The 25,794-nt window shown below is 69.2% G+C and carries 21 protein-coding genes; 15 read left to right on the plus strand and 6 right to left on the minus strand.

The annotated features are described in order from the left end of the window. Window positions 1-26 precede the first annotated feature (26 nt). The 3 genes from POL72_RS34820 (at window position 27) to POL72_RS34830 (ending at window position 4,018) form a co-directional block, all read left to right on the plus strand. Complete coding sequence (locus POL72_RS34820; RefSeq protein ID WP_272101103.1) at window positions 27-731, plus strand: hypothetical protein; 705 nt, start codon at window positions 27-29, stop codon at window positions 729-731. Between the two features lie 143 nt (window positions 732-874). Further along, window positions 875-1,528, plus strand: a complete 654-nt coding sequence (locus POL72_RS34825; RefSeq protein WP_272101104.1) for a hypothetical protein — start codon at window positions 875-877, stop codon at window positions 1,526-1,528. Window positions 1,529-1,867: 339 nt separating this feature from the next. Then, entirely contained in the window at window positions 1,868-4,018 is a 2,151-nt protein-coding gene (locus tag POL72_RS34830; RefSeq protein ID WP_272101105.1) for a substrate-binding domain-containing protein, read from the plus strand. A 214-nt stretch (window positions 4,019-4,232) separates the two neighbouring features. On the opposite strand, the gene POL72_RS34835 is transcribed toward POL72_RS34830, so the two are convergent. Continuing rightward, window positions 4,233-4,415, minus strand: coding sequence for a hypothetical protein (locus POL72_RS34835; RefSeq protein ID WP_272101106.1), 183 nt, complete (start codon window positions 4,413-4,415; stop codon window positions 4,233-4,235). Window positions 4,416-4,791: 376 nt separating this feature from the next. Here POL72_RS34835 and POL72_RS34840 point away from each other — a divergent pair, with 376 nt between their 5' ends. Beyond that, window positions 4,792-5,166: a PDZ domain-containing protein gene (locus POL72_RS34840; RefSeq protein ID WP_272101107.1), complete on the plus strand. Its 375-nt coding sequence runs from the start codon at window positions 4,792-4,794 to the stop codon at window positions 5,164-5,166. 274 nt (window positions 5,167-5,440) lie between these two features. Here the strand turns inward: POL72_RS34840 and POL72_RS34845 are convergent, their stop codons facing one another. The 3 genes from POL72_RS34845 to nrfH all read right to left on the minus strand — a co-directional run bounded on the left by POL72_RS34845 (window position 5,441) and on the right by nrfH (window position 8,959). Further along, window positions 5,441-6,766: a M28 family metallopeptidase gene (locus POL72_RS34845; protein ID WP_272101108.1), complete on the minus strand. Its 1,326-nt coding sequence runs from the start codon at window positions 6,764-6,766 to the stop codon at window positions 5,441-5,443. A 219-nt stretch (window positions 6,767-6,985) separates the two neighbouring features. Further along, on the minus strand, window positions 6,986-8,410 hold the full coding sequence (locus tag POL72_RS34850; RefSeq protein ID WP_272101109.1) for an ammonia-forming cytochrome c nitrite reductase subunit c552: 1,425 nt from the start codon (window positions 8,408-8,410) through the stop codon (window positions 6,986-6,988). A 30-nt stretch (window positions 8,411-8,440) separates the two neighbouring features. Beyond that, complete coding sequence (nrfH, locus tag POL72_RS34855; protein ID WP_272101110.1) at window positions 8,441-8,959, minus strand: cytochrome c nitrite reductase small subunit; 519 nt, start codon at window positions 8,957-8,959, stop codon at window positions 8,441-8,443. Between the two features lie 600 nt (window positions 8,960-9,559). Here nrfH and POL72_RS34860 point away from each other — a divergent pair. The 8 genes from POL72_RS34860 (at window position 9,560) to POL72_RS34895 (ending at window position 21,578) form a co-directional block, all read left to right on the plus strand. Beyond that, window positions 9,560-10,129: a phytanoyl-CoA dioxygenase family protein gene (locus POL72_RS34860; protein WP_272101111.1), complete on the plus strand. Its 570-nt coding sequence runs from the start codon at window positions 9,560-9,562 to the stop codon at window positions 10,127-10,129. 8 nt (window positions 10,130-10,137) lie between these two features. Beyond that, entirely contained in the window at window positions 10,138-11,277 is a 1,140-nt protein-coding gene (locus POL72_RS34865) for a hypothetical protein (RefSeq protein ID WP_272101112.1), read from the plus strand. 1 nt (window position 11,278) lies between these two features. Further along, window positions 11,279-12,523, plus strand: a complete 1,245-nt coding sequence (locus POL72_RS34870; RefSeq protein ID WP_272101113.1) for an MFS transporter — start codon at window positions 11,279-11,281, stop codon at window positions 12,521-12,523. Window positions 12,524-13,047: 524 nt separating this feature from the next. Then, entirely contained in the window at window positions 13,048-15,363 is a 2,316-nt protein-coding gene (locus tag POL72_RS34875; protein ID WP_272101114.1) for a family 2 encapsulin nanocompartment cargo protein terpene cyclase, read from the plus strand. Between the two features lie 21 nt (window positions 15,364-15,384). Further along, window positions 15,385-16,791, plus strand: a complete 1,407-nt coding sequence (locus tag POL72_RS34880) for a family 2B encapsulin nanocompartment shell protein (protein WP_272101115.1) — start codon at window positions 15,385-15,387, stop codon at window positions 16,789-16,791. A gap of 96 nt (window positions 16,792-16,887) precedes the next feature. After that, window positions 16,888-18,288, plus strand: coding sequence for a family 2B encapsulin nanocompartment shell protein (locus POL72_RS34885; protein ID WP_272101116.1), 1,401 nt, complete (start codon window positions 16,888-16,890; stop codon window positions 18,286-18,288). A 14-nt stretch (window positions 18,289-18,302) separates the two neighbouring features. After that, entirely contained in the window at window positions 18,303-19,988 is a 1,686-nt protein-coding gene (locus POL72_RS34890; RefSeq protein ID WP_272101117.1) for a mechanosensitive ion channel family protein, read from the plus strand. Between the two features lie 357 nt (window positions 19,989-20,345). Continuing rightward, a complete protein-coding gene (locus tag POL72_RS34895; RefSeq protein ID WP_272101118.1) occupies window positions 20,346-21,578 on the plus strand; it encodes a styrene monooxygenase/indole monooxygenase family protein in 1,233 nt (410 codons plus the stop codon). 3 nt (window positions 21,579-21,581) lie between these two features. Here the strand turns inward: POL72_RS34895 and POL72_RS34900 are convergent, their stop codons facing one another. Continuing rightward, window positions 21,582-22,109, minus strand: a complete 528-nt coding sequence (locus POL72_RS34900) for a hypothetical protein (protein ID WP_272101119.1) — start codon at window positions 22,107-22,109, stop codon at window positions 21,582-21,584. Between the two features lie 553 nt (window positions 22,110-22,662). Between POL72_RS34900 and POL72_RS34905 the strand changes: the two genes are divergently transcribed. From POL72_RS34905 to POL72_RS34915, 3 genes are read left to right on the plus strand one after another with little or no spacing between them, the layout of a single operon-like run. Further along, on the plus strand, window positions 22,663-23,382 hold the full coding sequence (locus tag POL72_RS34905; protein ID WP_272101120.1) for a hypothetical protein: 720 nt from the start codon (window positions 22,663-22,665) through the stop codon (window positions 23,380-23,382). A gap of 10 nt (window positions 23,383-23,392) precedes the next feature. Continuing rightward, the gene (locus tag POL72_RS34910; protein WP_272101121.1) at window positions 23,393-24,193 is read left to right on the plus strand and encodes a hypothetical protein; all 801 of its coding nucleotides are present in this window, start codon (window positions 23,393-23,395) and stop codon (window positions 24,191-24,193) included. Next, window positions 24,168-24,668, plus strand: coding sequence for a hypothetical protein (locus POL72_RS34915; RefSeq protein WP_272101122.1), 501 nt, complete (start codon window positions 24,168-24,170; stop codon window positions 24,666-24,668). Before POL72_RS34910 ends, POL72_RS34915 begins: the two co-directional genes overlap by 26 nt. Window positions 24,669-24,687: 19 nt before the next feature. Here the strand turns inward: POL72_RS34915 and POL72_RS34920 are convergent, their stop codons facing one another. Continuing rightward, complete coding sequence (locus POL72_RS34920; RefSeq protein ID WP_272101123.1) at window positions 24,688-25,776, minus strand: alpha/beta fold hydrolase; 1,089 nt, start codon at window positions 25,774-25,776, stop codon at window positions 24,688-24,690. Window positions 25,777-25,794: the final 18 nt, after the last annotated feature.

Genomic DNA, 25,794 nt, shown 5'->3' on the forward strand with positions numbered 1-25,794 from the left:
CGACTCTTGAACAGAGGAGCGTCGTGATGCGCTGGCTTGCGGTCCTTCTCGTCGCTTGCGTCGCCGGGTGCGGGGTGAACCCCATCCCGGAGCCGCCCTTCGAGCGGCCGCCGGCGCTCGCCGGCGACGTCGTCGGCGCTGTGTGCGACGAGTGCGACGGCGCCCCGCTGGAGCTCACCGGCGCGCCCGGGAGCGTGACCGACGCCGACGTGGTCTGGGCGGTGAACCTCGATGGGACCGCGCCTCCGGTCGTCGCGCCGGTCGCGGCCGACGGCAGCTTCGCGCTCGACATCGACGGCCTCCGGGGGGACGAGGTGCGCCTCCAGGCCCGGCGCGGCGCGCTGCGCTCCGAGCCGGTCGACCTCATCGCCGGGCGCGGCGCCCTCGAGCCGTCGCCTCGCCCGCTCGCAGGCTGCTTCGAGGTCGAGCGGGAGCTCGCCCTGCCCGAGGCGGCCGTCGGCGCGATGTCCAGCAGCGCCGTCGCGCTCGCGCACTCCTGCGGCGCGCCGCTCGCGATCGACAGGATCGCGCTGCGCGCCCCGGCCCCCGAGTACAGCCTCGAGGGAACGGCGGCTCCCGTGGTCCTCGAGGCGGGGAGCGCCGGAGAGCTCCGCGTGGTGTACCGGCCGACCGAGGCCGCCGCGCGCGGCGAGGAAGTGGCGCTGATCGAGGTCTCTTCACCGGAGGTCTTCCGGCGGGCGGTGACGCTCTTCGTGGCCGGCGCTCCCTGAGTCGATTCCAGCTCTCTGCTCCTCCGGGAGGCTCGAGACGGGCCTCGAGGGGGAGTGCATCTCCCAACCCACACGAGAAAGATATGGAGACCAACATGCGAGCCTGTGCCTTGTTGCTTCTTGCGGCCTCTTCGATCGTAGGAATGTCCGGCTGTAAACCTCCCACGGGCGGCGGGGGCGGGGCGTGCCCGGATCCGAGCGATCCTGGCGTCCACTACGTCTCTCAAGATCCGGACGAGTGCGCGCTCATCGACTTCGTCTGCGCGGAGGGACAGACGCTGATGAACGCGCCGGGGTGCGGCTGCGGCTGCATCGACGAGGAGCCGCCTCCCGCGTGCCCGGATCCGAGCGATCCTGGCGTCCACTACGTCTCTCAAGATCCGGACGAGTGCGCGCTCATCGACTTCGTCTGCGCGGAGGGACAGCGGCTGATGACCCAACCAGGGTGCGGCTGCGGCTGCATCGACGAGGAGCCGCCTCCCGCGTGCCCGGACCCGGGCGCTCCGGGCGTCCGTTACGTCTCTCACGATCAGAACGAGTGCGCGCTCATCGACTTCGCTTGCTCGCCGCCCGAGAGGCTCTTCGGCGGCGAGTGCGGCTGTGGCTGCGTCGGCCCCGCGCCGGAGACCTGCCCCGACGCCGCGGATCCGGACGTCCGCTACATCTCTCACGATCCGGAGTACTGCCACCTCGTCGACTTCATCTGCGCGCCGGGAGAGGCGCTCTTCTCCGACGAGTGCGGCTGCGGCTGCGTCGGCCCGGACCTCCCTGTCGGGCACGCTCGTCAAGGCAAGTGACCGCGCCCACGATCTGCCGCCCTGACAAAGGTGCTCGCGCGGTCGCCCTGCGCGCTCCGCGGGGAGAGCCCGCCGCGCCCTGAAGCGCTCCCATCACCGACGTCGCCTCCTGCGTGGGGCTCCTCACGAACATCGATGCACGGCCGCCCTGCGCAGCCTGCGCCGCGCGTAAACCTCGGCCGAAGCGGCCGCTCCGGATTGTTTACATGCGCGCACCTGTCGCGTCACGCCGGGTCACGTGGGATCGAGCGCGGCGGTCGACACACAGAAGTTCTTGAGTCGATCCATCGAGGACGGTGATAGGCTCGCCTGGGGGATGCGGGGGCGAACGCGACCGGGATGAAGACTGGGCCTGTCGATCAGCGCACATCGAAGGTGATCGGCGTCGCGTCGGTCTTCCTCGACAATTCCTTCAACACAACGGCTTTTCGTGGCATGCACCGCGCCGCGCGAGCGCGGGGCTACGAGCTCCTCCTCATCTACGCGACGCCTCGGCGCGTCTTGGAGCGCCGCGTGGCGCTTCGCCACGTGGCGGGCTGGATCGCGATGTACAACACCGACGGGCTGGAGGAGCTGCTCTCCGACGGGAAGCCTGGCGTCATCTTCTGCGCGCCCCCGCTCGGGACGCGCTGCCCGGTCGTCCGCGCGGAGAACCACGATTCGATTCACCTGCTCGTCGATCATCTCATCCGGCTCGGACATCGCCGGATCGCTTACATCGGCATGACCGGGTCGGACGATTTCCACGAGCGGAGCAGGGTATTCGATCAGGCGCTGCGCGCGCGCGGGATCGAGGCCGACCTCAACCTGCTCTCCGAGTTTCACGAGTGTGCGATCTTATATACCGAGCAGCGCTTCCATCAGCTGCTCGAGCGCAACGGCAAGTTCTGTACCGCGCTCGTGGCGGGCAACGACGAGATGGCGATTGGCGCCATCAACGCGATCCGGGCGCACGGCTACCGCGTGCCCGAGGACATCGCCGTGGTGGGGTTCGACGACATCAACGCCGCCCAGCACTGCGATCCGCCGCTCACCACGGTACGGCAGGACCCGGCGCTCCTCGGGAGCATGGCCGTCGAGCGGCTCATCGATTTGCTCGACGGCCTCCCCCCTCGTGAGCTCGTGACCCGCGGCCCGGCCGAGCTGGTGGTGCGTCGCTCGTGCGGAAGCGGCTGCGCGGCGTGGAACACCGCGCCTGTCGCGCCGGCGATCGAGGCGCCCGAGGGCGACTGGCAGCGCGTGCTGTCCCGGCAGATGAGCCTCCTCATGGATGGGTGGGAGCTCCCGCTGTCCGACGACGCGCCGCTCGGCTGGCCGGAGGCGGAGGTGATCGCGCAGGGCCTCGGCGCGGCGCTCGCCGGGGAGGAGCCGCTGGACGTGGAGACGCTCCAGCGCGCTTTCGCCGCGGGGGTCACGCGAAACGACAAGATCGAGGTCCTGCTCGCGGTGGTGAAGCTCGTCGAGCAGACCGCGGCGCGGCGGCTCGCCGTCGCGCCGGGGCCGGAGGCCGCGCGCCGGCTGGAGACGTTCCTCGACCGCGTGCGCCTCTCGCAGCAGCGGGCCCTCGCCGCGTGGGAGCGGCGGAACGTGAAGAGCCTCGAGCGGCTGGTCCGCGCCAAGGTGCACATGAGCAGGCTCCTCGCCTCGAAGCACGCATGGACCCAGGAGCGCCTGGAGTGGCTGGCGCAGACCTCCATCGGTGTGGGGTGCATCGCGCTCTGGGCGGATGCGTCGGGGTCGTCCGAGCCGGAGTTCGTCGTCCACTCGGTGTACCCGTACGACACGGACTTGACCACGCTCGTGGGTCAACGGTATCCGGCCGGCGACTTTCCGCCGCCCGCCCTGCGCGCGGCGGCCTTGCCGGACGAGCCGGGCGGCTATCTCCTGCTGGTCCCGCTCGTGAGCGCGAGGCGCGACTGGGGGACTCTGGTGCTGGGAGGGCTGCACCTGGAGAGCTTCGTGGGCAACCTCCATCCGCTGGCCATGTGGGTGTCGCTCCTGATCGCCGCGTTCGAGCACCACGACATGGAGGCCACGCTGCAGGCGGAGCGCGACATGCTGGCCGCCGCCTACGAGCGCGAGCGCGCGCTGGCGAGCACGGTGCGGGAGCTTGGCTGTCCGGTCATCCCGCTGCTGCCCGGGGTGCTGCTCATCTCGCTGATAGGCGCGATCGACGCCGCGAGGGCGCAGCAGATCCTGGAGGCCGCGCTCTCTGGCGTCGCGCGAGAGGGGGCCCGGTGGGTGCTGCTCGACGTGACCGGCGTGCCGTTCGTCGACGAGGCGACCGCGGCGGCGCTGGTGCAGACGGCGCAGGCGACCCGGCTGCTCGGCGCGCGCGTGAGCCTCGTCGGCGTCGGGCCCGGGATGGCGCAGGGCATGGTCGGCCTCGGGATCGAGCTGCGCGACATATCCATCTTCCAGTCGCTGGCCGCCGCCATCAGCGACCTGACAAGGCCAGAAAAGAAGAGGAAGGCGAGGCGGCCCGAGTAGCGCCGCACGGCGCTGCCAGTAGGATCTCGGCAGACCGCTCGAGATGCTGCCGCCGCCGAGGCGCACATCGCATGGATCCTCCGAGGCGGGGCCGCGCCGCCGTCGCTCGGCGGCGACCGCTTCGTCACGCTGCCCGCGCTGGGGGCGTTCCACGCGCAGCACGGCGCGCTGTCGATGATCCATTCCCTGTTGCCGGGCTCGCCGCGTCGCTGCGTCACCTGCACAGCGCCGGGGGCACACGCCCGCGGAGGACCTCGAGGAAGAACTGCTGGTTCAAGGTTACGTTGCGAATGCGGATTGCGCTGAAGCCGAGCTCGGCGTCCTCGCGCAACCAGGCGACGTGCCGCTCGACGTCGGCCGAGACGCGCGCCCGCGCGCCCACGGCGTCGGGGTGCACGTTGTGATGTCGTCCATTTTCAGGAGAGGGCGAATTGCGTCAAAATGCTCTATCACCTGAGGCCAGCGTGGTGATTCGCCTTTGACGTCCCCGAATCGCTCTATTCCCCTTTCCCCGAGATCGATTTGTCGTCGGTGTCGGTGTCGGCGTCGGCGTCGGCGTCGCCAGGAGCCTGAACGCGGCGGCTCGCGCGGTTTGCCGCTGTGTACATTGGTGTATATTAGGGATGCTTCGTGCGGTATTGCTAGGTAGGAAACATGAGCGTGTGACGTTTGCCGGTCGCGTTCGATTGTCGTCGGCTAGGCTGTGTCTCATATCGATGTGGGGCTGGTCTGTGGCTCTTGTTTGCGCAGGCGGAATGCGTATGGGAGGGGGCATGAGAAATCTGCGAGGATTGGTGATTCTGTTTGCTGCGTCGCTCGTAATGGCTGGAGTTTTGGGAGGGTCGCTCAACTACGCGAACGCGCTCCCAATTCCATATCTGGTGGGCCCGACGGCTATAGGCGCCGATGTCGCGGATGCGACTACTATGCCCGGTGCGCTGGTCGTCGCTGTTACTCCGGGAGGGCCTTGCAATAATGCAGGTATCGAAAAAGACGATATTATTGTCGGGGTCAACAATGTTGCCGTGTTGAATGCTGAGGCATTCAACACGGCTATCGGAAATCCGAGTCCAGGTACCAAGATCTCGCTCAGGGTGTGGGACCATAAGACGAAGAAGCTGGCGTCGGTGACGATTACTACTGTGTAGGCCCTGCGCCTGTGGTGACCGTCGGTTTCGGGGTGCTGGTGGGCGATAACCCCAGCTAGCTGCCCGCCAGCATATGAAGACCTCGATGAATGCCTGCTGGTTCATCGCGTTGTGCACGTAGATCGTGCTGACGCTGAGCTCCGCGTCCTCGCGCAGCCATGCCACGTGCCGCCCCACGTAGGCCGAGGCGCGCACCTGCGCGGCCAGATCCTCGGGTTGCATGGGCAGCGTACGGCGACTCGCGCCCGCTCGTCCGCCGCGCGGCGGCCTCCCGCTACTCGACCAGGATGCCTGCCGCCGCGCGCCCCGCGGCCTCGGTCAGCCGCCGCATGTAGTCCCAGTTGAGCCGATCGACCCGGTCGCAGCGCTGGTGGTAACAGGGGTTGCCGTCATCGCCGAAGAAGTTCTGCGATATGGCCACGGCCGGCGCCCCGTAGCGCCAGAACGCCGAGTGATCGCTGCGGTTCGTGCAGGCGTCCACCCGGGTCAGGCCGAGCTCGCCGTGCGACGCGGCCTTTTCGACCAGCGCGGCCAGATCGGACGACGTGTTCTCGTTGCAGTGGATGACGTGATAGTGCCCGTCGTCGTCGGAGTCGTAGCCCGTCATCTCCAGATCCAGGACGCCGACCACCTGATCCATCTGCCCGTCCCGGTAGAGCTTGCTCGCGTAGGCCTTTGAGCCGAGGAGGCCGTCCTCCTCTTGATCGAAGGCGACGACGCGCAGCCCGATGCTCAGCTTCGCGTCCTTCAGCGCGCGGGCGATGGCGAGCGACGACACGATGCCGGAGCCGTCGTCGTCGGCGCCGGCGTTGCTCATGGAGTCGTAGTGCGCCGAGAGGATGAGGACGCGCGATCGGTCGGCGCCGGGCTTGTCCGCCGTCAGGTTGACGCCCTGACTCCAGCCGCTTTGATAGGCGTGCTCCTCGACGGTGAACCCGATCGCCTCGTATTGCTGGCGCATCCAGCGGCGGGCCAGCGCGCGCCCGTCCTCGGACCCGCGCTCGCGGATGACCGCCGTGCGGCCATCGACCGTCACCGGCGCGGCCCCGGAGAGCTCCTTGAGCCGCGCCTCGAGGAACGCAGCGTCGATGTGGAGCTCGGGGGGCTCGGCGGCGTCGCCGTCGCGCGGCGCGCGCGCCCCGGCCGGAGCGCGGGTCCCCTGTCGTTCCGGAGCGTGCGACAGGACCACGTCGTGCTCTCCGATCGGCTCCGCGTGAAGGCGGGGCGAGCCGAGCCAGTCATGGGGGTCGCGGCCCGTCGGGACGGCGACGGCGGCGATCCCGCCGACCCGCGCGCGCTCGCCCGGGAGCGCCGCGCCGGGGAGCGGCCCCTCCACGAGGTAGAGCGAGCTCCCGCGCTCTTTCTTCAGGGTGACGCTCTGCCAGGCGTCCTCGACGCTGGCGCGGGTCACGACGACCTGGCCAGTCTCCGTCGCGAGCCGGTTCAGGAACGTGCTGACCGTATCCTTGCCCACGTGCGAGACGTGGATCTCTTCGGCCGCCGGCTCGCCCGGATCGCCGGAGGCGCACGACGTCGAGACGAGCGCAAACGCGGCACACAGCGCGGCGACGGCGCTCGAACGATTGAGGCAGGTTGCCATGGCGTCTTCCCCTTTCGGCGACACCGTACGGATCTCAAACGAATTATCCAAGCACTATCTCGCGATGAGTCGAGCTTCGGATGAATCGCGTCAAATGCAATGAGGGACACATGAGCGCTCCATATCGGAGCTCTGGAGTCATGGCCCAGCTCGTCAGGCCGTGAGCGAGCGATGACGAGGCCGCTCGGCCTGTTCGGGCAGGCGGGCGGTGCGCTGGCATCACTCGGGCGGAGAGCCATCTCGCAGCGACAGCTGGCCTCGGCGGCAGGTATCGATGGCGGACGCGAGGATGCGCATCGCCTCCTGGGGCGCGTGGAAGCCGGACGAGTTCTCGGCCTCGGCGAAATCGACGAAGAACTGGCATTTCCGCTGCGCCGCGCGCGGCCCCGCGAGCGCCTCATCGGCCATCCCGGCCTCCTTCGCCCGGCGGATATCGCTGATGAGCGCGACCACCGCGTCCATCGCCCGGTTGCGCGCCTCGAAATGGCGCGACTGGATCGTCTCCACGCGCTGCCGGAGCTCGTCCTCGGGCCACTTGTGGCACGTCTGGCACGCGCGGTTCACGTTGAGGAGCGGGCTCTGCACGTGGTGATCGCTGATCTTCGTCGCGCCGACCCGCTGGTACGGCATGTGGCAGTCGGCGCAGGCCACGCCGGAGCGGGCGTGGATGCCCTGATTCCACATCTCGAACTCCGGGTGCTGCGCCTTCAGCACCTTCGCGCCCGACTCCGCGTGCGTCCAGTCCGAGTGGCCGTTCTCCTCGTAATAGGCGTAGATCTCGTCGACCTTGATGCCCTTCGCCCACGGGTACACGAGGCGCTTCTCCGGGCCCTTGAAGTAATACTCCACGTGGCACTGCCCGCAGACGTACGAGCGCATCTCCTGGCGCGTGGCCATCGTGTTGACGTCGTAATCGGCCTCGCCCGTCGACGCCTTGAGCGCGCGGATCCCCTCGATGAACCCGGGCCGCGTCACCCGGAGCTGCATCGACTCCGGATCGTGGCAGTCGATGCACGAGACCGGGTGCGTCACCAGCTTGCGCGCTTCGGGGAAGGGCATCTGGTTCATCGCCTCCCAGCCGCGCATCAGATCGCCGCCGCCGAGCTTCTTGTACGGCACGTACACGGACGCATGGCAGTGAATGCACGTGCCCGGCTGCTTCGTCGCGATCTGCCGCTCGGTGTACACCTGATCCTCGAGCATGTGGGCGTGCCCGCGCTCCTCCCGGAAGTCGCGCGCGAAGGCGTAGCCGGCCCACATCGTCTTCAGCCGCCCGTCCTCCTCGAGCTTCGATTGCGCGACCACGCTGCGCGGATCGGCCTCCGTCGGCGTGCGCGGCACCGCCTCGCTCCCGCCGAAGCGCGTGCGCTTCTGGTCGACCGTGCGCCGGTAGCCGTCGTACTGGAGGGGGAAGTTCTTCCCCCATACGGCCGGGTCGTCTATCGTGTCGTCAAGCTCGACGACGCGATAGAACGGGCTCTTCGCCTCCTGTTTGTGCTCGAAGATGTTCACGAGCAGCGCGGCGATCCCGGCGGTCGCCGCCGCGGCGGCGACCGCCGCGAGCGGCAGGTAGCGCCAGCGCGCCGGCGGCTTGCCGGTGCGCGCGCTCTTCTGCGTGGATCCTTCGTCCTTCGGCTCCGTCATCGGTTCCATCCCTCGTGCAGCGGGCGCCCCTCAGTGGAGGTGGCCCACCGATTCATGGCAGCGCACGCACGAGAGCCCCGCGGCGCCGTGGTGCTCGCTGTCGATCGCATCCACGACGTCGCCGTGACACCCGCGACAGGCCTCCTCCGTGATGCGTAGATTGCTGGGCTTGATCCGGATCGGGTCCGGGAAGCGGCCCGAGGTGAAGGCGAAGGAGTGCCAGAACCCGTTCGACGCCTTCGTGGCATATTTTCCCAGGAACGTGTGCGGCGCGTGACAGTCGTTGCACCCAGCCACCGCTCGGTGGCTGGAGCGCTGCCACCCGGCGAACTGCTCGTTCATGATGTGGCAGTTGGCGCACGCCGACGGATCGCTCCCCAGGTACGAGGCGCCCTTCGCATAAACGAAGGTGTACCCGCCGAGCCCGGCGGCCACGCCGAGCGCGACGCAGAGCGCGAGGAGCAAGGCCCCCGTGGAGCCGCGCCCGCCGCGCGCTCGCCCGCGCACCGGCGGCTCCGGCGGTTCATCTCGCCGTTGCCCTTCCGTCATGGGATCTTGCTCTTGTGTCATTCGTCGCCGCACCGGTTCACCGGTTCATCGATCCTCGATCGACCGCTTTGCAAGGCAGGTGCCGCTACGTCTCCGCTGGAGCGGCGATCGGGGGCCTGGCGGCGGGGGGAGCCGACTCGGCTCGAGGAGCGACCGCGGGACGCCGCGGCGGGCCGGCGCGCTCGGCTGCAAGGCGTGCGCATCGGTGCAGATTCCGCGCTGGCGGGCGCTCCCTGCGGCCGCTGTTCCCGCCGCGGCCCGTCTGCGCTAGGGACCTGGCAGGAGACGTCACGTGAACGCCCCGCGCGACACGCAGCCAGCCGCCGCCACGCCCGCGAGCGCCGGCCTGCCTCCGGCGAACCACCGTATCCGGCTGCCGGATTTCGAGCTCGGCGGCGCGCTCACGGCCGAGCAGCGGGACTTCCTCGACGAGCACGGGTTCATCCGCTTCCGCGGGTTCGCCGATCGCGGCGCGGTGCGCTCGCTCGTCGAGGAGGTCGAGGCCATGGACCGCCGGCTCGTCGGGGAGGGCAGGGCGCACATCAACGGCGTCCCGCTCCTCTTCGGCACGCGAAGGACGGCTCCCGCTACATCCAGCGCATGGTGTTCGCGTCGCTCTTCGGCGAGCGCCTCCGCGCCTTCGTCCGCGACCCTCGCTTCGGCGCCGTCCTCGACGTGGCCGGGCCTGGCTACAGGATCGGCGAGCGGGAGCGCGACGGGCTCGTCATCAACCATTACCGCCACGAGGAGGGGTCGACGTACCAGCGGCTCGGCTGGCACACCGACAGCCTGCGCGACCTCTTCTATCTCGAGAAGCCGCGCCGGTACCTGAACGTCGGCTTCTATCTCGACGACTCGCCCCTCTCGAAGGGCGGCGTGCGGCTGATCCCGTCCTCTCACCGACAAGGCCTCTTCGAGATGATGACCCGCAAGGCCTATTTCCTCGACCACCGGCCCGACCCGGACGAGTACGCGCTCGAGGCCGCGGCGGGGGACCTCACGATCCACGACGGCCGCATCTGGCACCGCGTCGCGCAGGCCACGGCCACGGGCGACGCCAGCCAGCGGCGCGTGATGTACCTGCCGCTCATGAGCGGACCGCTCAAGGAGAAGCACGAGGGCAGCCCCACGCCGCTCTATTTCCGGCTGAAGCGGCTCGCGGGGTACTGAGCGCCTCGATGTCGATCACCATCGAGGAGGCGAAGAGCGGCGCGGATCTCACCGAGATCCTCGACCTGCCGCTGCGCCTCCACGCGGCCGATCCTGGCTATGTCGCGCCCCTCCGCCCGCTCGTGCTGCGGCGGCTCGACCCGCGAAACCCGTTCTTCCGCGACGCGCAGCTGCGCCTGTTCCGGGCGCGGCGCGGGCGCGAGACGGTCGGGACGATCTCGCTCCTCCTCGACGGGCGCCACGATCGCCACAGCGGCGAGCGCGCGGCGTTCTTCGGCTTCTTCGAGTGCGAGCGCGACCCGGAGGCGGCGCGGGCGCTCTTCGGCGCGGTGAGCGAGCGGGCGCTGGCGCTCGGCGCCACGTCGCTGCGCGGCCCGCGCAACGTGACGCGGGTGGAGGACATCGGGCTCCTGGTCGAGGGGTATGGCTCCCGGCCGCCGATGCTCGCGGGCCATCACCCTCCGTATTACCGCGAGCTCGTCGAGGCCGAGGGGTTCTCGAAGCGTTACGACATGCTCGCTTACGACACCCCGCTCGTCGACGCGGCGGGGCGCCGCCGCGAGCTCCCCGAGGCCCTGCGCCGGAAGGCCGACGCGGTGAGCCTCCCCGGCCTCGAGGTGCGTCGCGTCGCGGTTCACCGCCTCTCGCGCGACATGGAGATCGCCCACGCCGTCTTCACCGAGGCATATCGCGGCGTGCCGGAGGTCGTCCCGATGTCGCGCGCGGAGTTCGTGAACCTGGGGCGCGCGTTCGTCGCCCTGGCGAGCCCGCGCCTCTTGCAGATCGCGACCGTGCGCGGCGAGCCCGCCGCGTTCGCGGCGTGTTTCCCCGAGCTGAACGAGGCGTTCGCCGCGGCGCGCGGGCGGCTCTTGCCGCTCGGCTGGGCGCGCGTCCTCGGGGCGCTCCGCCGCGTCCGGACGGCGAGCTTCAAGCTCATCGGCGTCGTGCCGGCGTTCCGGTCGACGGGCCTCCACGCGCTCCTCGTGCGGCACGTGGTCGACGGCCTCTTCGCGGCGGGGTACGAGCGGCTCGAGGCCTCCTTGATCCACGAGGACAACGCGGCGATGCGCCATATCGTGGAGTCGGCCGGGTGCGTGCCTTACCGCCGTTATCGCGTCTACGAGCGCCCGCTCGGAGGGAACAGGTGATATGACGACAGCTGCCCCGCACCAGAAGACGCCGTTCACGCCGTACCAGCGGCGGCTGTTCTGGTTCCTTAGCGTGGCCTCGTTCTTCGAGGGCTACGACTTCCTGGCGCTCACGCAGATATTGCCCAACTTCGGCGCGCAGATGGGCCTCGCGCCCCGCCACGAGGGGCTCCTCGTCGGGGTCATCAACTCGGGGACGATGATCGCGTATCTCCTCGTGCGCAAGGCCGACCAGTGGGGGCGGCGGCGGGTGCTCTCGGTCACCATCGCGGGGTATACGATCTTCTCCGTGCTGACGGCGTTCTCGCCGAACGTCTATGTCTTCGCCGTCTTGCAGCTCCTCGCGCGCATCTTCCTCCTCGGCGAGTGGGCGGTCAGCATGGTGATTGCGGCCGAGGAGTACCCGAGCGATCGGCGCGGGATGGTGATCGGCGTCATCCAGGCGTTCTCGAGCCTGGGATCCATCGTGTGCGCGGGCGTCGTGCCGCTGCTCCTCGCGACGCCCTACGGGTGGCGCAGCGTGTACCTCGTCGGCGGCGTCCCGCTCTTGCTCATCGCGGTCGCGCGGCGTGGCCTGCGCGAGACGGCGCGGTTCGAGCAGGCGGCGGCCGAGCGAAAGGGGGAGGGGACGCCGCCGTTCACGCGCATCCTGCGCACGCCGTACCGCGGGCGGATGCTGCAGCTCGCCTTGATCTGGGGGCTCACGTACGTTTGCACCCAGAACGCGGTGACGTTCTGGAAGACGTTCGCGCTCCGGGAGCGCGGGCTCAGCGACGGCGAGGTGGGCGGCAGCATCACGTTCGCCGCGCTCGTCTCGATGCCGCTCATCTTCGCCTCGGGCAAGCTGCTCGACGTGGTGGGCCGCCGCAAGGGCGCGGTGATCATCTATGTGCTGGCGGCGGCCGGCGTGCTCGGCGCTTACTCGCTGGGCTCGCGGGGCGGGCTCACGGCCGCGCTGATCTTCGCCATCTTCGGCGCGAGCGGGGTGCTCCCCGTGCTGAACGCCTACATGACCGAGCTCTTCCCCACGCACCTCAGGAGCGACGCGATCGCCTGGTCGAACAACCTGCTCGGCCGGATCGGCTACATGCTCTCTCCGATCGCCGTCGGCTTCGCCGCGGAGGAAATCGGCTGGGGACCGGCGGTGTCCGCGACCGCGCTCTTCCCGCTGGTCGCGCTCGCGCTCATCCTGTGGCTCCTCCCGGAGACGCGCGGCAAGGAGCTCGAGGAGACGGCGCGGATATAGCCCAGCTTCGTGTGTCAGAGATCCGGCCGAGGATCGCCGACACGCTACAAGACGCCAAGAAGAACACAAAAATAGTGGCGTCTTGGTGTCTCCAGCATCCTGGAAGGCTGGGGTAAGCACCACGCCGCACCGCCGCGCGGTGAGCGCAAACGAGCGGGCTGAAACGTGGTTGCTGCCGGAGCCTCACAGGCTGCCGAGCCGACCCGGCGGGTGAGCGTGACATGACCGCGCCCGCCCGCGAGGCTCGAGCGGTCGCCGCGGCGCCCGAGCGGCTCCGCATCAAGCAACAGGTTTGGAGTTCCTGCGGTCCAAAGCTCGCCATCAATTAATTTGGTGGCAGCGCTGGACTGAACTAGATCCGCCCCGTCCGAACGATCCCGATCGGGCTGTGGGGACGAGCCCTACCAATGCGTCGTCGCACGTCTGCGTGCGAGCGGCCGAGGTGCGTCCGGAATACGGACCGCCAAGACATTCAGGTCGCCCGCGCCGCCCAACTCGACGTCGCGCGCGAGAAGTCAGCGAACATGCAACCTTTCACGCTGCCCGACTTCTACATGCCGCATCCGGCGCGCCTCAATCCGCACCTCGAAGGGGCGCGCGCGCATACCAAGGCCTGGTCCTACGAGATGGGTATCCTGGAGGAGAACCCGCAGGGAAAACCCATCTGGACCGAGCGCGATCTCGACGCGCACGACTACGCGCTGCTCTGCGCGTACACCCACCCCGACGCGCCGGCGCCCGAGCTCAATCTGATCACGGATTGGTATGTCTGGGTGTTCTTCTTCGACGACCATTTCCTCGAGATTTACAAGCGCACCAAGGACATGCGCGGCGCGAAGGCGTACCTCGACCGCCTGCCGCTCTTCATGCCCGTCGTGCCCACGGGGACCCCGCCGGAGCCGACGAACGTGGTCGAGCGCGCGCTCGCGGACCTCTGGGCGCGGACCGTCCCGCTCACCTCGGTCCACTGGCGCGAGCGCTTCCTCGTGGCGACGAAGAACCTGATGCTCGAATGCATGTGGGAGCTCGCCAATATCCAGGAGAACCGCGTCGCGAACCCGGTCGAATACATCGAGATGCGCCGCAAGGTCGGCGGCGCGCCCTGGTCCGCGGGCCTCGTGGAGATCGCCGTGGGCGCCGAGGTCCCGGCCGCCGTCGCCGCGACGCGCCCCCTCGAGGTCCTGCGCGACACGTTCTCGGACGGCGTCCACCTGCGCAATGACGTGTTCTCGTACCAGCGCGAGGTCGAGGACGAAGGGGAGAACGCCAACTGCGTGCTCGTCCTCGAGCGTTTCCTCGGCGTCCCCACGCAAAGGGCGGCCGATCTGACGAACGAGATCCTGACGTCGCGGCTCCAGCAATTCGAGAACACGGCGCTCGTCGAGGTGCCGGCGCTCTGCGTGGAGTACGGGCTGACGCCGGCGCAGGCCCTCGACGTCGCCAAGTACGCGAAGGGGCTGCAGGATTGGCAGTCCGGCGGCCACGAGTGGCACATGCGGTCGAGCCGCTACATGAACCAAAACGCGGACAAATCCGCGAGCGTCCCCGATCTCGTCGGGGCGCCGACGGGGCTCGGCACCTCGGCGTTCCGGCTCAGGCTCACGCCCGGCGCCCTGGGTTTGCAGCGGATCAAGACCCTCACCCACGCCCCGTTTCAGCCTGTGGGCAGGACGCCGCTCCCGAAGATCCACATGCCGTTCAAGCTCCGCTTGAGCCCGCATCTGCCCGCGGCGCGCCGGAACACCCTCGAGTGGGCCCGCAAGTTCGCGATGCTCGACGTGGTGCCGGGCGTCTTCGGGTCCGGGATCTGGGACGAGCGCAGCTTCATCGGCTTCGATTTCCCCATCTGCGCTGCGGGCATTCACCCGGACGCGTCCCCGCACGAGCTCGACCTGAGCTCCGCCTGGCTGACGTGGGGAACGTACGGCGACGATTATTTCCCGCGCGTGTTCGGCGCGACGCGGGACATGGCGGGCGCGAAACGGTTCATCGCCCGGCTCTCGATGTTCATGCCCCTCGACTGCGCGGGCGCCCCGGTGCCCGAGAACCCGGTGGAGAGCAGCCTGCTGGATCTCTGGATCCGTACAGCCTCCACCATGTCGATGAATTCGCGGCAATCGCTCCGCCGCAGCGTCGAGACCATGACCGGGAGCTGGCTCTGGGAGCTCCTGAACCAGACCCAGAACCGGATCCCGGATCCGGTCGATTACGTCGAGATGCGCCGCAAGACGTTCGGCGCCGATCTCACGATGAGCCTGTCCAAGCTCACGCTGGGCGACGTGGTCCCGGCCGAGCTCTTCCGCACGCGGACGATGCGAGGGCTCGACAACACCACGGCCGACGTGGGCGGGTGGATCAACGATCTCTATTCGTACCGCAAGGAGATCGAGTTCGAGGGCGAGCTCAACAACCTCGTGCTGGTCGCCGAGCGGTTCCTCGAATGCGACGCGCAGCGCGCCAAGGAGGTCGTCAATGACCTGATCACGGCGCGCGTGCTGGAGTTCGAGCACATCGTCGCGACCGAGCTGCCCCGAATCCTCGACGAGTTCGACCTCGACAAGGCGGCGCGCGAGGCCGTGCTCGGATACGTCGAGAAGCAGCGAGCGTACATGGCTGGCGTCCTCAACTGGCACGTCGTGACGAGCCGGTACGTGGACGCGGAGCTCGAGCGCCACCCGATCGAACGGGCGATCGAGGGCGCGCGTGGGTTTGGCGCCTCTGCGGCGCGTATCAGCAGTCTCTTCGGCGCCGGAAAAGCCGGCGCCGCGGCTCCTGCTGCGAAGGCGGATCTTTCAATGGGTACGGCGCGGTCCGTGCCGGCGAAGCACGGGCGGCCCTAGCCGTCCGGGAAAGAGATACTCATGTCTATCACAGGTAATCTGGGTTCGATCGATCAGCACCAGACCAGCCTCGCGACGGCGGCCGCGCGGCAGCTCGCGACGACGACCAAGTCGGCGCCGCAGATGCAGGGCATCTCGTCGCGGTGGCTGGTCAAGCTCCTGCCGTGGGTGCACGTCAACGGCGTGTACCGCGTGAACCGCCGCCTGAGCTATGCGGTGGGCGACGGGCGGGTGACGTTCACGAACACCGGCGCGAAGATCCAGGTCATCCCGCAGGAGCTCGGCGAGCTGCCGCTCCTCCGCGGTTACGATGACGTCGAGGTCCTCACCGCGCTGGCGAACCGCTTCGTGCAGCGTGAATACAAGCCCGGCGACGTCATCACCGAGCGCGGCAAGGAGGCCGATCACATCAGCCTCATCGCGCACGGCAAGGTCAACAAGATCGGCGCGGGCAAGTACGGCGATGAGACGGTGCTCGCGGTCCTCGCCGACGGCGACCATTACAGCTACCAGGCGCTCCTGGAGACGCAGGATTACTGGACGTTCACGGCCAAGGCCGTCACGGCGGTCACGGTGCTGACGCTCCAGCAGAGCGTCTTCGAGGAGCTCGTCGCCCAGCACCCGTCGCTGAAGAAGCACCTCGACAACTTCAAGGCGCTCGCCACGAAGAAGCAGGACAACACGGGCGAGGCCGCGATCGAGATCGCGGCGGGCCACTCCGGCGAGCCCGTCCTCCCCGGCACGTTCGTCGATTACGAGACCTCGCCCCGCGAGTACGAGCTCAGCGTGGCGCAGACCGTGCTCCACATCCACACGCGCGTCGCGGATCTGTTCAACGAGCCGATGAACCAGACGGAGCAGCAGCTCCGCCTGACCATCGAGGCCCTGAAGGAGACCCAGGAGCACGAGCTCATCAACAACCCCGAGTTCGGTCTCCTGCACAACGCCGACCTGAAGCAGCGCATCCACACGCACAGCGGCCCCCCGACGCCGGACGACATGGACGAGCTCCTCGCCACGGTCTGGAGGGAGCCGTCGTTCTTCCTCGCGCCCCCGCGGGCCATTGCGGCGTTCGGCCAGGAGTGCAGCCGCGTCGGCGTCTATCCGCAGAGCATCGAGGTGAACGGCCATCGCGTCCCGGCGTGGCGCGGCGTGCCGATCTTCCCGTGCAACAAGATCCCGGTCTCGGAGACGCGGACGACCTCGATCCTGCTCGTGCGCGCGGGCGAGAAGAACCAGGGCGTCATCGGCCTGCACCACGCCGGCATTCCGGACGAGGTCGAGCCGAGCCTCAACGTGCGCTTCATGGGGATCAACGAGAAGGCCATCATGTCGTACCTCGTCAGCCTCTATTACTCGGCGGCCGTGCTGGTCCCCGACGCGCTCGGCGTCCTGGAGAGCGTCGAGATCGGACGCGCCCACGAGTGAACCTCGAGCGGTAGCCGCTCCGCGCGTGCCCCGCGCAGACGTGGGGCACACGCGGAGCGCTCTGCTCTCCGAAGCGCGCAGAAGGAAAGGTACGTCATGGCAAACGCGGAAATACTTGGGAACGGGGACGAGGGTGAGCGTTCGAGCCTCGGGACGCTGGGGGCGCGAGGGCTCGCGACGACGACCAAATCGCACCCGCAAATGCAGGGGATCACGCCCAGGTGGCTCTTGCATGTATTGCCCTGGGTCGAGGTCACGGGCGGCACGTATCGCGTGAACCGCCGCCTGAGCTATGCCGTCGGCGACGGGCGGTTGAGCTTCAGCAACGTCGGGGCGAACGTGCAGGTGATCCCGCAGGAGCTCGGCGAATTGCCGCTCTTGCAAGGCTTCTCGGATGACGCCGTGCTCGACACCCTGGCGAGCCGGTTCACCCAGCGGGAGTACAAGCCCGGCGCGCTGATCGCCGAGCGCGGGAGACCAGCGGAGACGATCTTCCTGCTCGCGCACGGGAAGGCCCAGAAGCTCGGCGTGGGCAAGTACGGCGCCGACACGATCCTCGACGTCCTCGCGGATGGGGATCATTTCGGGGATCAGTCCGTCATCGAATCGAACGACGTATGGACCTATTCGGTCAGGGCCGTCACGCCGTGCATCGTGCTCGAGCTCCCGCAGCGCGTCTTCGAGGATTTGATCTCGCGATCGCCGGCGCTCCGCGCGCACGTCGAGTCGCTCAAGGAGCGGCTGAAGAAGCCGCAGGACAAGCTCGGACAGGCGGCGATCGCCCTCACCGCCGGTCACAAGGGCGAGCACGCGCTCCCGAGGACGTTCGTCGATTATGAGACCGCGCCGCGTGAATACGAGCTCAGCGTCGCGCAGTCGATCCTCCGGCTCCACACGCGCGTCTCGGATCTCTTCAATGATCCGATGGATCAGCTCCAGGAGCAGCTCCGCCTGACCGTCCAGGCCCTGCGCGAGCGGCAGGAGCACGAGCTCATCAACAACCGTGATTTCGGCCTCCTGCACAACGCCGACCTGAAGCAGCGCCTCCATCCCCGGAGCGGCCGCCCGACGCCCGACGACATGGACGAGATCCTCTGCCGGCGCCGCAAGTCGCAGTTTTTCCTGGCGCACCCGCGCACGATCGCCGCCTTCCACCGGGAGTGCAGTCGCCGCGGCGTCTACCCGACCACCGTCGAGCTCTCCGGCATGCAGGTCGCGGCGTGGCGCGGCGTCCCGATCCTGCCTTGCGACAAGATCCCCATCAACGAGGACAAGACGAGCTCCATCCTCGTCATGCGCACGGGGCAGGACCATCAGGGCGTCATCGGCCTCCACCGCACGGGCCTCCCCGAGGAGATCGAGCCCGGTGTCTCGGCCCGCAGGATGGAGACCGACGGAAAGGCCATTACCTCGTACCTTGTGAGCACCTATTACTCCGCCGCGGTGCTGGTGCCCGACGCCCTCGGCGTCCTTGAGAACGTCCAGATCGGGCGGTAGTCTCGACTGCATCGATGACTCTGCATCTCGACCTGCTCCTCCACAACCTCGTCGCGCTGTGCATCGCGATCGTGGCGCTCCTGCTCCTCTCGGAGCTCGTGGTCAGGCTGATCCATCGGGGCTACGCCTTCGTCTTGCGTTCGCCGACGCTGGAGCACGTCACGGCCGACGAGCGCAGGTCGTTCCGGCGTCGCGTCCGTCGCCGCGCGCTCGTCTGGGTCGCGCTCGTCGGGGCCGTGCTCGTGGGCGGCGCGGCGTTCGCCGTGGTCCGCGGGATTCGCGCCCTCGACGTGGTGAAGAGCGCGCTCGTCGGGCTCGCCGGAGACGATCCCGCGCTCGCCAAGATGCGGTGGCTCACCGCGCTCGGCATCGCCGTCGGCGCGCTCTTCGTCGACGCCCTCGCCCGGGGGCTCGCCGACGCGGTGGGGAAGGCGGTCGCGCGCTCGGACTGGCTGGCGAAGCGGCGCGAGCCGGTCGCAGAGGTCACGATACGCCTGCGCAAGGCGCTCCGCGTGGTCGTCCTCGGCGCCGCAGCGGTCCTCCTCGCCGAGAAGCTCGCGCTCGCGCCGGGGACCCAGCGCGCCGTGTTGCTCGCCAGCTACACGCTGGGCGCATTTTACATGAGCCGCCTCGCGACGGGGATCGGCTACCTCCTCCTCGACGTCATCTTCGACAACTCCACGAGGCTCGCCCGCCTCGAGAGCCCGCTCAGGTACCTCGGGAACCTGTCGCACCTGCTCGGGATCACGAAGCGCGTCGTCGATTATTGCGTGTACATCACGGCGGCGACGTGGGTCGCGGACGCGCTCACGCCCGACACGTGGCTCTCGCAGGCGGGGCGGGTCGGGCTCCGGATCATCGCGATCGTCTATGCGAGCCGGGTCCTCGTCGAGATCTGCGTGCTCCTCATCAACGACCTCTTCCTCGGGAAGGTGGCGGAGGAGAACCCCCAGACGCTCCAGCAACGAAAGACCCTGGTCCCCGTGGCCATGGGCTTCGTGCGGTACGCGATTTACTTCTCGGCTCTCGTGCTGGGGCTGCGCGAGGCTTCCATCGACCCCACGCCGCTGCTCGCCGGCGCCGGCGTCATCGGCGTGGCCATCGGCTTCGGCGCGCAGACGTTCGTGGGGGACATCGTGGCCGGCTTCTTCATCCTCTTCGAGAACCTGCTCCTCGTCGGGGATCTCGTGGAGATCGGCGGCATCCAGGGGCGCGTGGAGGAGATCGGCGTTCGTATCACGAAGATCCGCGACGAGATCGGCGTGCTCCATTCGATCCCGAACGGCGAGGTGCGCAAGGTCGCGAACCATTCGCGATCCTACGTGAACGCGGTGGTCGACGTGCACGTGCCTTACGAGGAGGACGTGCAGCGGGTGCGCGAGCTCCTCGCGAGGGTCGCCGAAAAGGAGGTCGAGCTGCAGACGGGCGCTCCGGGGCAGGTGGAAGTCGGCGTGGAGGAGCTCAACGAGGGATCGATCGTCCTGCGTATCAGCGCGCGCGTGCCGCCCGGCAAGAACAAGGAAGTGAACGATGCGCTGCGCGGCCGCGTCGTCGAGGAGCTTTGCAAAGCTCAGGTCAGCGCGCCGCGCCCGCGTCGAGCCGTCCTCATCGACAGCACGCTTTCCGTCAAGAACCCGCCCAGGCGAGAGATCGAGGAATCCGCGCCCGTCACGCCTTTCTCGCCCACGAGCGACGACTGACGAGCGGTTCGCCTCGCGGCCGTGCGCACGGCGCAGGGCGTGACGGTCGGCGCTGCGCACCTGCCGGCGGCCGGCGGCGGGCAACATGGGATGAAGTCGGTCGATGTCGCCGTGAAGCTGGTTACGGGCCTGCGTTCGAAGCCGCGACTCGTTCTCGTATTTCGACTACCCTGGTCAGAGCCACGGAGGGGTGACGGTTGCGACAATGGATCCGCCGGACGGAGCCGCCGCGCGAGGGGCCCCGCCGCCGCGATGCGCTCTCGCGACGTCGCCGCGGTCGAGGGCGCCGAGAGCCCGGCGGACCTCACATGCCGTGAAGCTCGCACGCACAGCGGAGAAGGAACGAGGAGGACAAGGATGCCCACCATTGCAATCGTCGGCGCCGGCGTGGCCGGCCTGCACCTCGCGCTGCACCTCCAGAAGGAGGGCCTCGACGTGAGCCTCTACGAGGAGCGCACGCCGGACGAGATCCGGACGGGGCGCCTGCCCAGCACCGTCGGGCTCTCCCCGCCGACGCGGGCGCGCCAGCGGGCGCTCGGCGTCGCGCACTGGGAGGGGCCCGAACATGCCACCAGGACCATCCGGATCCGCGTGGCGGCCGCGCCGGCGCTCGACTTCGTCGGTCGCCTCGCGGATCAAGCGCTCTTCATCGACATGCGCGTCTATCTGCCCCAGCTGCTCGAGGACTTCGTCGCGCGGGGCGGCCGCGTGGTGAGGGCCTCGCTCGACGCGGCCGGCGTCCGCGGCCTCGCCGCCGGACACGACCTCGTGGTCGTCGCCACGGGCCGGGCGGGCCTCACGGAGCTCTTCTCGAAGGTCCCCGAGCGAAGCCCGCACGCCGCGCCCATGCGGCGGCTCTTCGCGGGCATCGTCCGAGGGCTCCGCATGCCGCCCGGGCCGATGGAGTTCATGTTCCAGCTCTCCCCGGGGCACGGTGAGATCTTCGAGAACCAGTACATCACGCTCGGGGGGATCGCGCCCTCGCTGCTCATCGAGGCGATCCCCGGCGGCGCGCTCGAGCCGATCACGCGGATGCGCTATGAGGACGATCCGGCGCGCTTCGACGCGGCGCTGCTCGACGCGGTGCTCGCGCACGCGCCGCTCACGGCCGAGCGCGTCGATCGGGCGAGCTTCGGCCTGGCCGGCCCGCGCGACTACCTGACGGGCGCCGTGACCCCGGTGGTGCGGCGCGCGTACGCGCCCCTCGGCGGCGAGCGGTTCGCGCTCGCGCTGGGCGATCTCCACATCACTTACGATCCGATCACGGGCCAGGGCGCGAACATGGCCACGCTCGCGGCGTCGCTGGCCGCCGAGCAGATCGCCGGGCAGGCGGCCGCCGGCGCCGCGTTCGACGAGGCGTTCTGCGCGGACCTGGAGGATCGCCTCTGGAGCGCGCTCCGGCCGGCCACGGAGTGGACGAACGCCTTTCTCCTCCCGCCGCCGGACCACGCGCTGGCCCTCCTCGCCGCGGCCGCGCGCAGCCAGCCGGTGGCCGACGCGTTCGCCACGAACTTCTCGTACCCGGAGCGCCAGTGGGCGATCCTCTCGTCGCCCGAGGCGACGGCCAGCTTCATCGCGAGCCACGCCTGACGATCAGCTGAAGCGCGCCCGGATCGGCGCCGGGCTCTCGCAGATCGGGCACGCGTCCGCGCGCTCGGCGATCTTGCCGCAGTCCTTGCAGTCGACGCGATAGCCGTGGAAGCCGGGGTCGTGCAGCTCGACGCTCGTCTGCGCCCTGTCCGCGCGCTTTCCTTCGTACTTCACGCGCATCGGCACGAACGCGATATAGCGCACCTCGATGTGCTCGCACCGCGAGCACCGCTCCGGCACGGCGTACGTGTTGGTCGTCGTGAGCCCGCGCGCGAGGCCGCCTTCGGCGTGGCACCGGGGGCAGCGGTCGTCCGTGAACAGGAGGTGCTGGCACGCGCCGCACGTGATCTCGTACAGCCCGTCGACGAACATCTCGCCTTTGTAGACCCACTTGACCGGTCCGACGGGCTCGCCCTCCATGAGCGGCACGAGCCCGTCGACATACGAGCGTAGGTTGAGCTGTCGTCCCCCGCACGCGGGACACCCCGCCTCGACCATCTCGGCAAACGCGCGTTCGGAGAGCCTGCTCATGATCGTCGCCTTCTAGCACGCCTCGGCGGCGGGAGGACCGAAATGGCCGGGCCGCGCCTGCCACGCCAGCGCCGGCCATTGCGGGCGCTGGCGTCGCCCTGGAGGGGCCAGCCTCCACAGATGGAGGCCCCGGCCTCCAGGGCATGGCCTCCGAGCGGGGCCCGGACCATTCCAACAGGCGCCCGGCATCACGCGAAGCCGGCGCTCGCTCCACGACCAAGCGCTGCGAACCCGGGGATATGCCGCCCAGCGCGCGGCCTTCGGCGGCGCCGCGCCGGGCCGCCCAGGCGTGCCTTCAGCCAGTGGCCTGACGATTGCTATTACGTCGAAGCGTCGAAGCGTAGCTCGCACGGTCGGTCAGGCGATTCCCACCATGATGTCGAGGGGTGGGAAGAGCGCCTGCCCAGCATCCATATCGCGCTCGCGTGAGACCAGCGCGCAGGCCTGCCGACGCGGAGGCGCTGCGGCCGCGCGCGCCGTCGAGAGGGCGAGAGCGCCCGAGCACGAACCGAACCCGAGGTGAACCATGTCGTCGGTCTCCATCAGAACAACGATGATCTTCATTCTCATCGGCGCGGCCGCGGGCTGCGCCGCCCCTGCCGAGAAGGACGCGCCGGAGGAAACGGCGGTCGAGTCGCAGGCGGTCGAGTGCAGCAACGAGTGCATCCTGGCGATGGTGAACAGGCAGCTCTCGCTGATGGGAGAGTTCGGGAGCGAGGAGGAGTTCACGCGGGCGCTCCGGGAGCTCGTGGCCATCGGGCCGGCGGTCGTCCCCGTGGTCGCCGAGGTCTACAAGGCGTGGTCGGTGTCGGTCCCGCCGGACAAGGCCGAGTCGGCGAGGCCCGGCGAGATGCGCTGGCGGGCGGCTCACCTCCTTGGCCTGCTCGGCTCGCGCGACGGCATCAAGCCGCTGAACGAGATCGCCACGACGAAGCTCCCCGACCCCGAGGTCGACGAGCAGCTCTTCGCGGATGAATACCGCGTTCGCCTGCGCGCGATCGCCGGGCTCGAGGCGCTCGGCGCCGCGGAGGAGCTGAAGGCCATCTACTCCGCCGGCGACCTCCTGCGCAACCCGGCGGCGGCGAGCCTCTACGCCCTCGGGATCGACGTCGGCGGGATCCAGCTGATCGACGCGCGCAAGGCGCTCGCGGAGGACGTCGCCGACGCCAAGGATTACAACCCGAACAACGGTCGGCCGGCGCAGCCGGAGAAGCCCGGATCACGGGCGTTCAAGGTGGCTCCCCGGACCGACACGCCTGCCATCACTCGTTGAGGGATCGATCATGAAAAGCACGATCAGCGCCATTCTTGCGTCTTGTTTGCTCCTCGGCGTCGCCTCCGAGGCCCGCGCCGACACCTGCGACACCGTGCGTGGGACCGATCCCGGGGTGATGACGAGCTTCTGGTGCACGCAGCCGTGGATCGACTTCTACTGGGATGCGTACGACTTCGACAAGGGGGACTGGGACGACGGCTTCGGCTGGGAGGCCGCGTGCGACCGGAGGCGGCCGCTGGCGCGCACGTTCCAGGCGATCGAGCTCCTCAACTATGCGTCGCCGAACGAGCCGCTCAAGACGAACGACTTCAACGGCAACATCCTGCGCTGGGGCGGCAACTACACGATTCGTGAGTTCGACGAGCTGGACGCGCGGTGCGGGGACGGGTCGAAGCGGGCGTACACGACCTGGGGCGGGTTCGATGACTATACGGAGCTCTACATCCCGTTCTTCTACAACGAGAACGTCGTGGAGCGCGCCGGGACGTTGATCCACGAGTCGCGGCACGCGGACTGGTGCGGACACAGCGGCAACGACGGCAGCAACAAATGCCCTGCCAAGAGCGAGTCCTGCGACGAGAAGTACCTGGATGGGTGCTCCGGGATCGGGTCGCCCAGCGGGCGGGGCGCGGACGGCTACCAGGTCCTGTGGCTGTGGTGGTACGCTTTCGAGGCCGACGCGCAGCACAGCTCGTCGACGATGAAGGCCTTCGCGAGGGACGAGGCGAACCGGATCCTGAACACGATGTTCGACGTCAATCCCTGCTTCAACATCACGAGCAATGGCAGCAAGATCATCACGTGTTAGGAGGGCGGCGCTCGGCGCCTTCCTGTGGGGCGCGCTGTGCCTCGCGGGGTGCGCCGGGCACCCCGGCTCGGACATCCCGCCGGCGCCCTGGGCGCAGCTCGAGGTGAACAGCGGCGCAGGCGAGGAGACCGTCGTCTGGATCGAGATGAGCGGCACGTTCGAGGGGCACCAGGGGAAGGCGGCGCTCCGCGGACAGCTCAGCGCCGAGCAGATCTCGGGTCTTCGAGGGCTGTTCCGGGACGAGCTGCTCGCGATCTACCGGAGCGACGCGCTGCCGACCGACGGCAGCATCGACCTCGCGGGCACCGCCGAGCGGCCGATCTTCCGCGTCGTGGTGCGCGAGGAGAGCGACGCGATCCGGGCGGGCTCCGAGAAGCTCTCGGCGTATTTCGCCGAGGGGGCGCAGCGCGCCGAGACGACCGAGATGCTGCGGGAGGTCAAGGCGATCCTCGCCGCGGCGACGCCGGCTCCCTAGCGCTGCCTCCGGGTCTGCGTCACTCCTCCCGGATCAGCGCCTCGATCGCCTCGAAGACGCGCGGCACGACGGGCAGGTTCGGATCGGTGTACGCCGCGGCCTGCGACTCGTTCGACAGCGTCGCCTCCTTGAGCGTGTGGCTCATTCCCTCGACGATGACGAGCGTCGCGTCCGGGCGCGCCTCGGCGAGCCGCTCCGCGTCCTCGACCTTGGTCTGGAGATCGGTCGTCCCTTGCAGGAGGAGGATCGGCGCCGTCACGGCCGCGAGCTCCACCGCGGGGTCGTGCTTCATCCAGGAGATGATGAACGGCTGCACGCTCGGCCGAAACAGGCTCATGAACAGCCGGGTTTGCGGGATGTCGGCGACGGGCTCTCCGTCCTCGAGCTGGTCGAGGATCGCGTCTGCCTTCTCGCGATCCTCGTCCGGAAGGCCCTCGAGCTGCTCCCGCAGGACATCGCCGATGGGCCTGCCAGCGCCGGCGATCGAGACAAAGCCGTCGATCTCGGTCTCCCGGGCGAGCAGCATCCCGAGCAGCGAGCCCTCGCTGTGCCCCACCACCGTGATCGTCGCGAAGCGCCCGTCCTCGCGGAGCTTCTTCACCCACAGGCCGGCGTCGTCGGCGCCCATCTCGAAGAGCAGCTCCTGCTCCGTCCGGGGGGCCGCGGAGACGCTCGCGCCGATGCCGGCCTTGTCGTAGCGAATCGACGCGATGCCCCTGTCCCGGAGTCCATCCGCAAGGAGCCTGTACGTGTCCGGCTCGATGTCCACGGCGAGCTGATTGCCGTCCCGGTCGGTCGGCCCCGACCCGGGGATGATCACGACAGCAGGGAACGGCCCGCACCCGGCTGGCACCACGAGCGTGCCAGACAGCGTGCCGCGCGCGTTCTCGACAGTGATCTTGGCGCTGGCCGCCTCCGGACACGCCGGCGCGTCCGGCGTCGTCGGCGCCTCCGTGTCGTCAGGGGACGCGTCGCTCCCGGAGGCGGACGACGTGCGCTCTCCGGCGCCGCAGCCCGCGCCGAGGGACGACCACGCGAGCGCGGCGACACACGAGACGGCGAGCGCGGCGCGGCGCGCCGGGACCACGAGATACGATCGAAATGACATGACGAGCCCTCCGAGCAT

Origin of the sequence: Sorangium aterium, assembly GCF_028368935.1 — a bacterium.
Classification (GTDB): Bacteria; Myxococcota_A; Polyangia; order Polyangiales; family Polyangiaceae; genus Sorangium; species Sorangium atrum.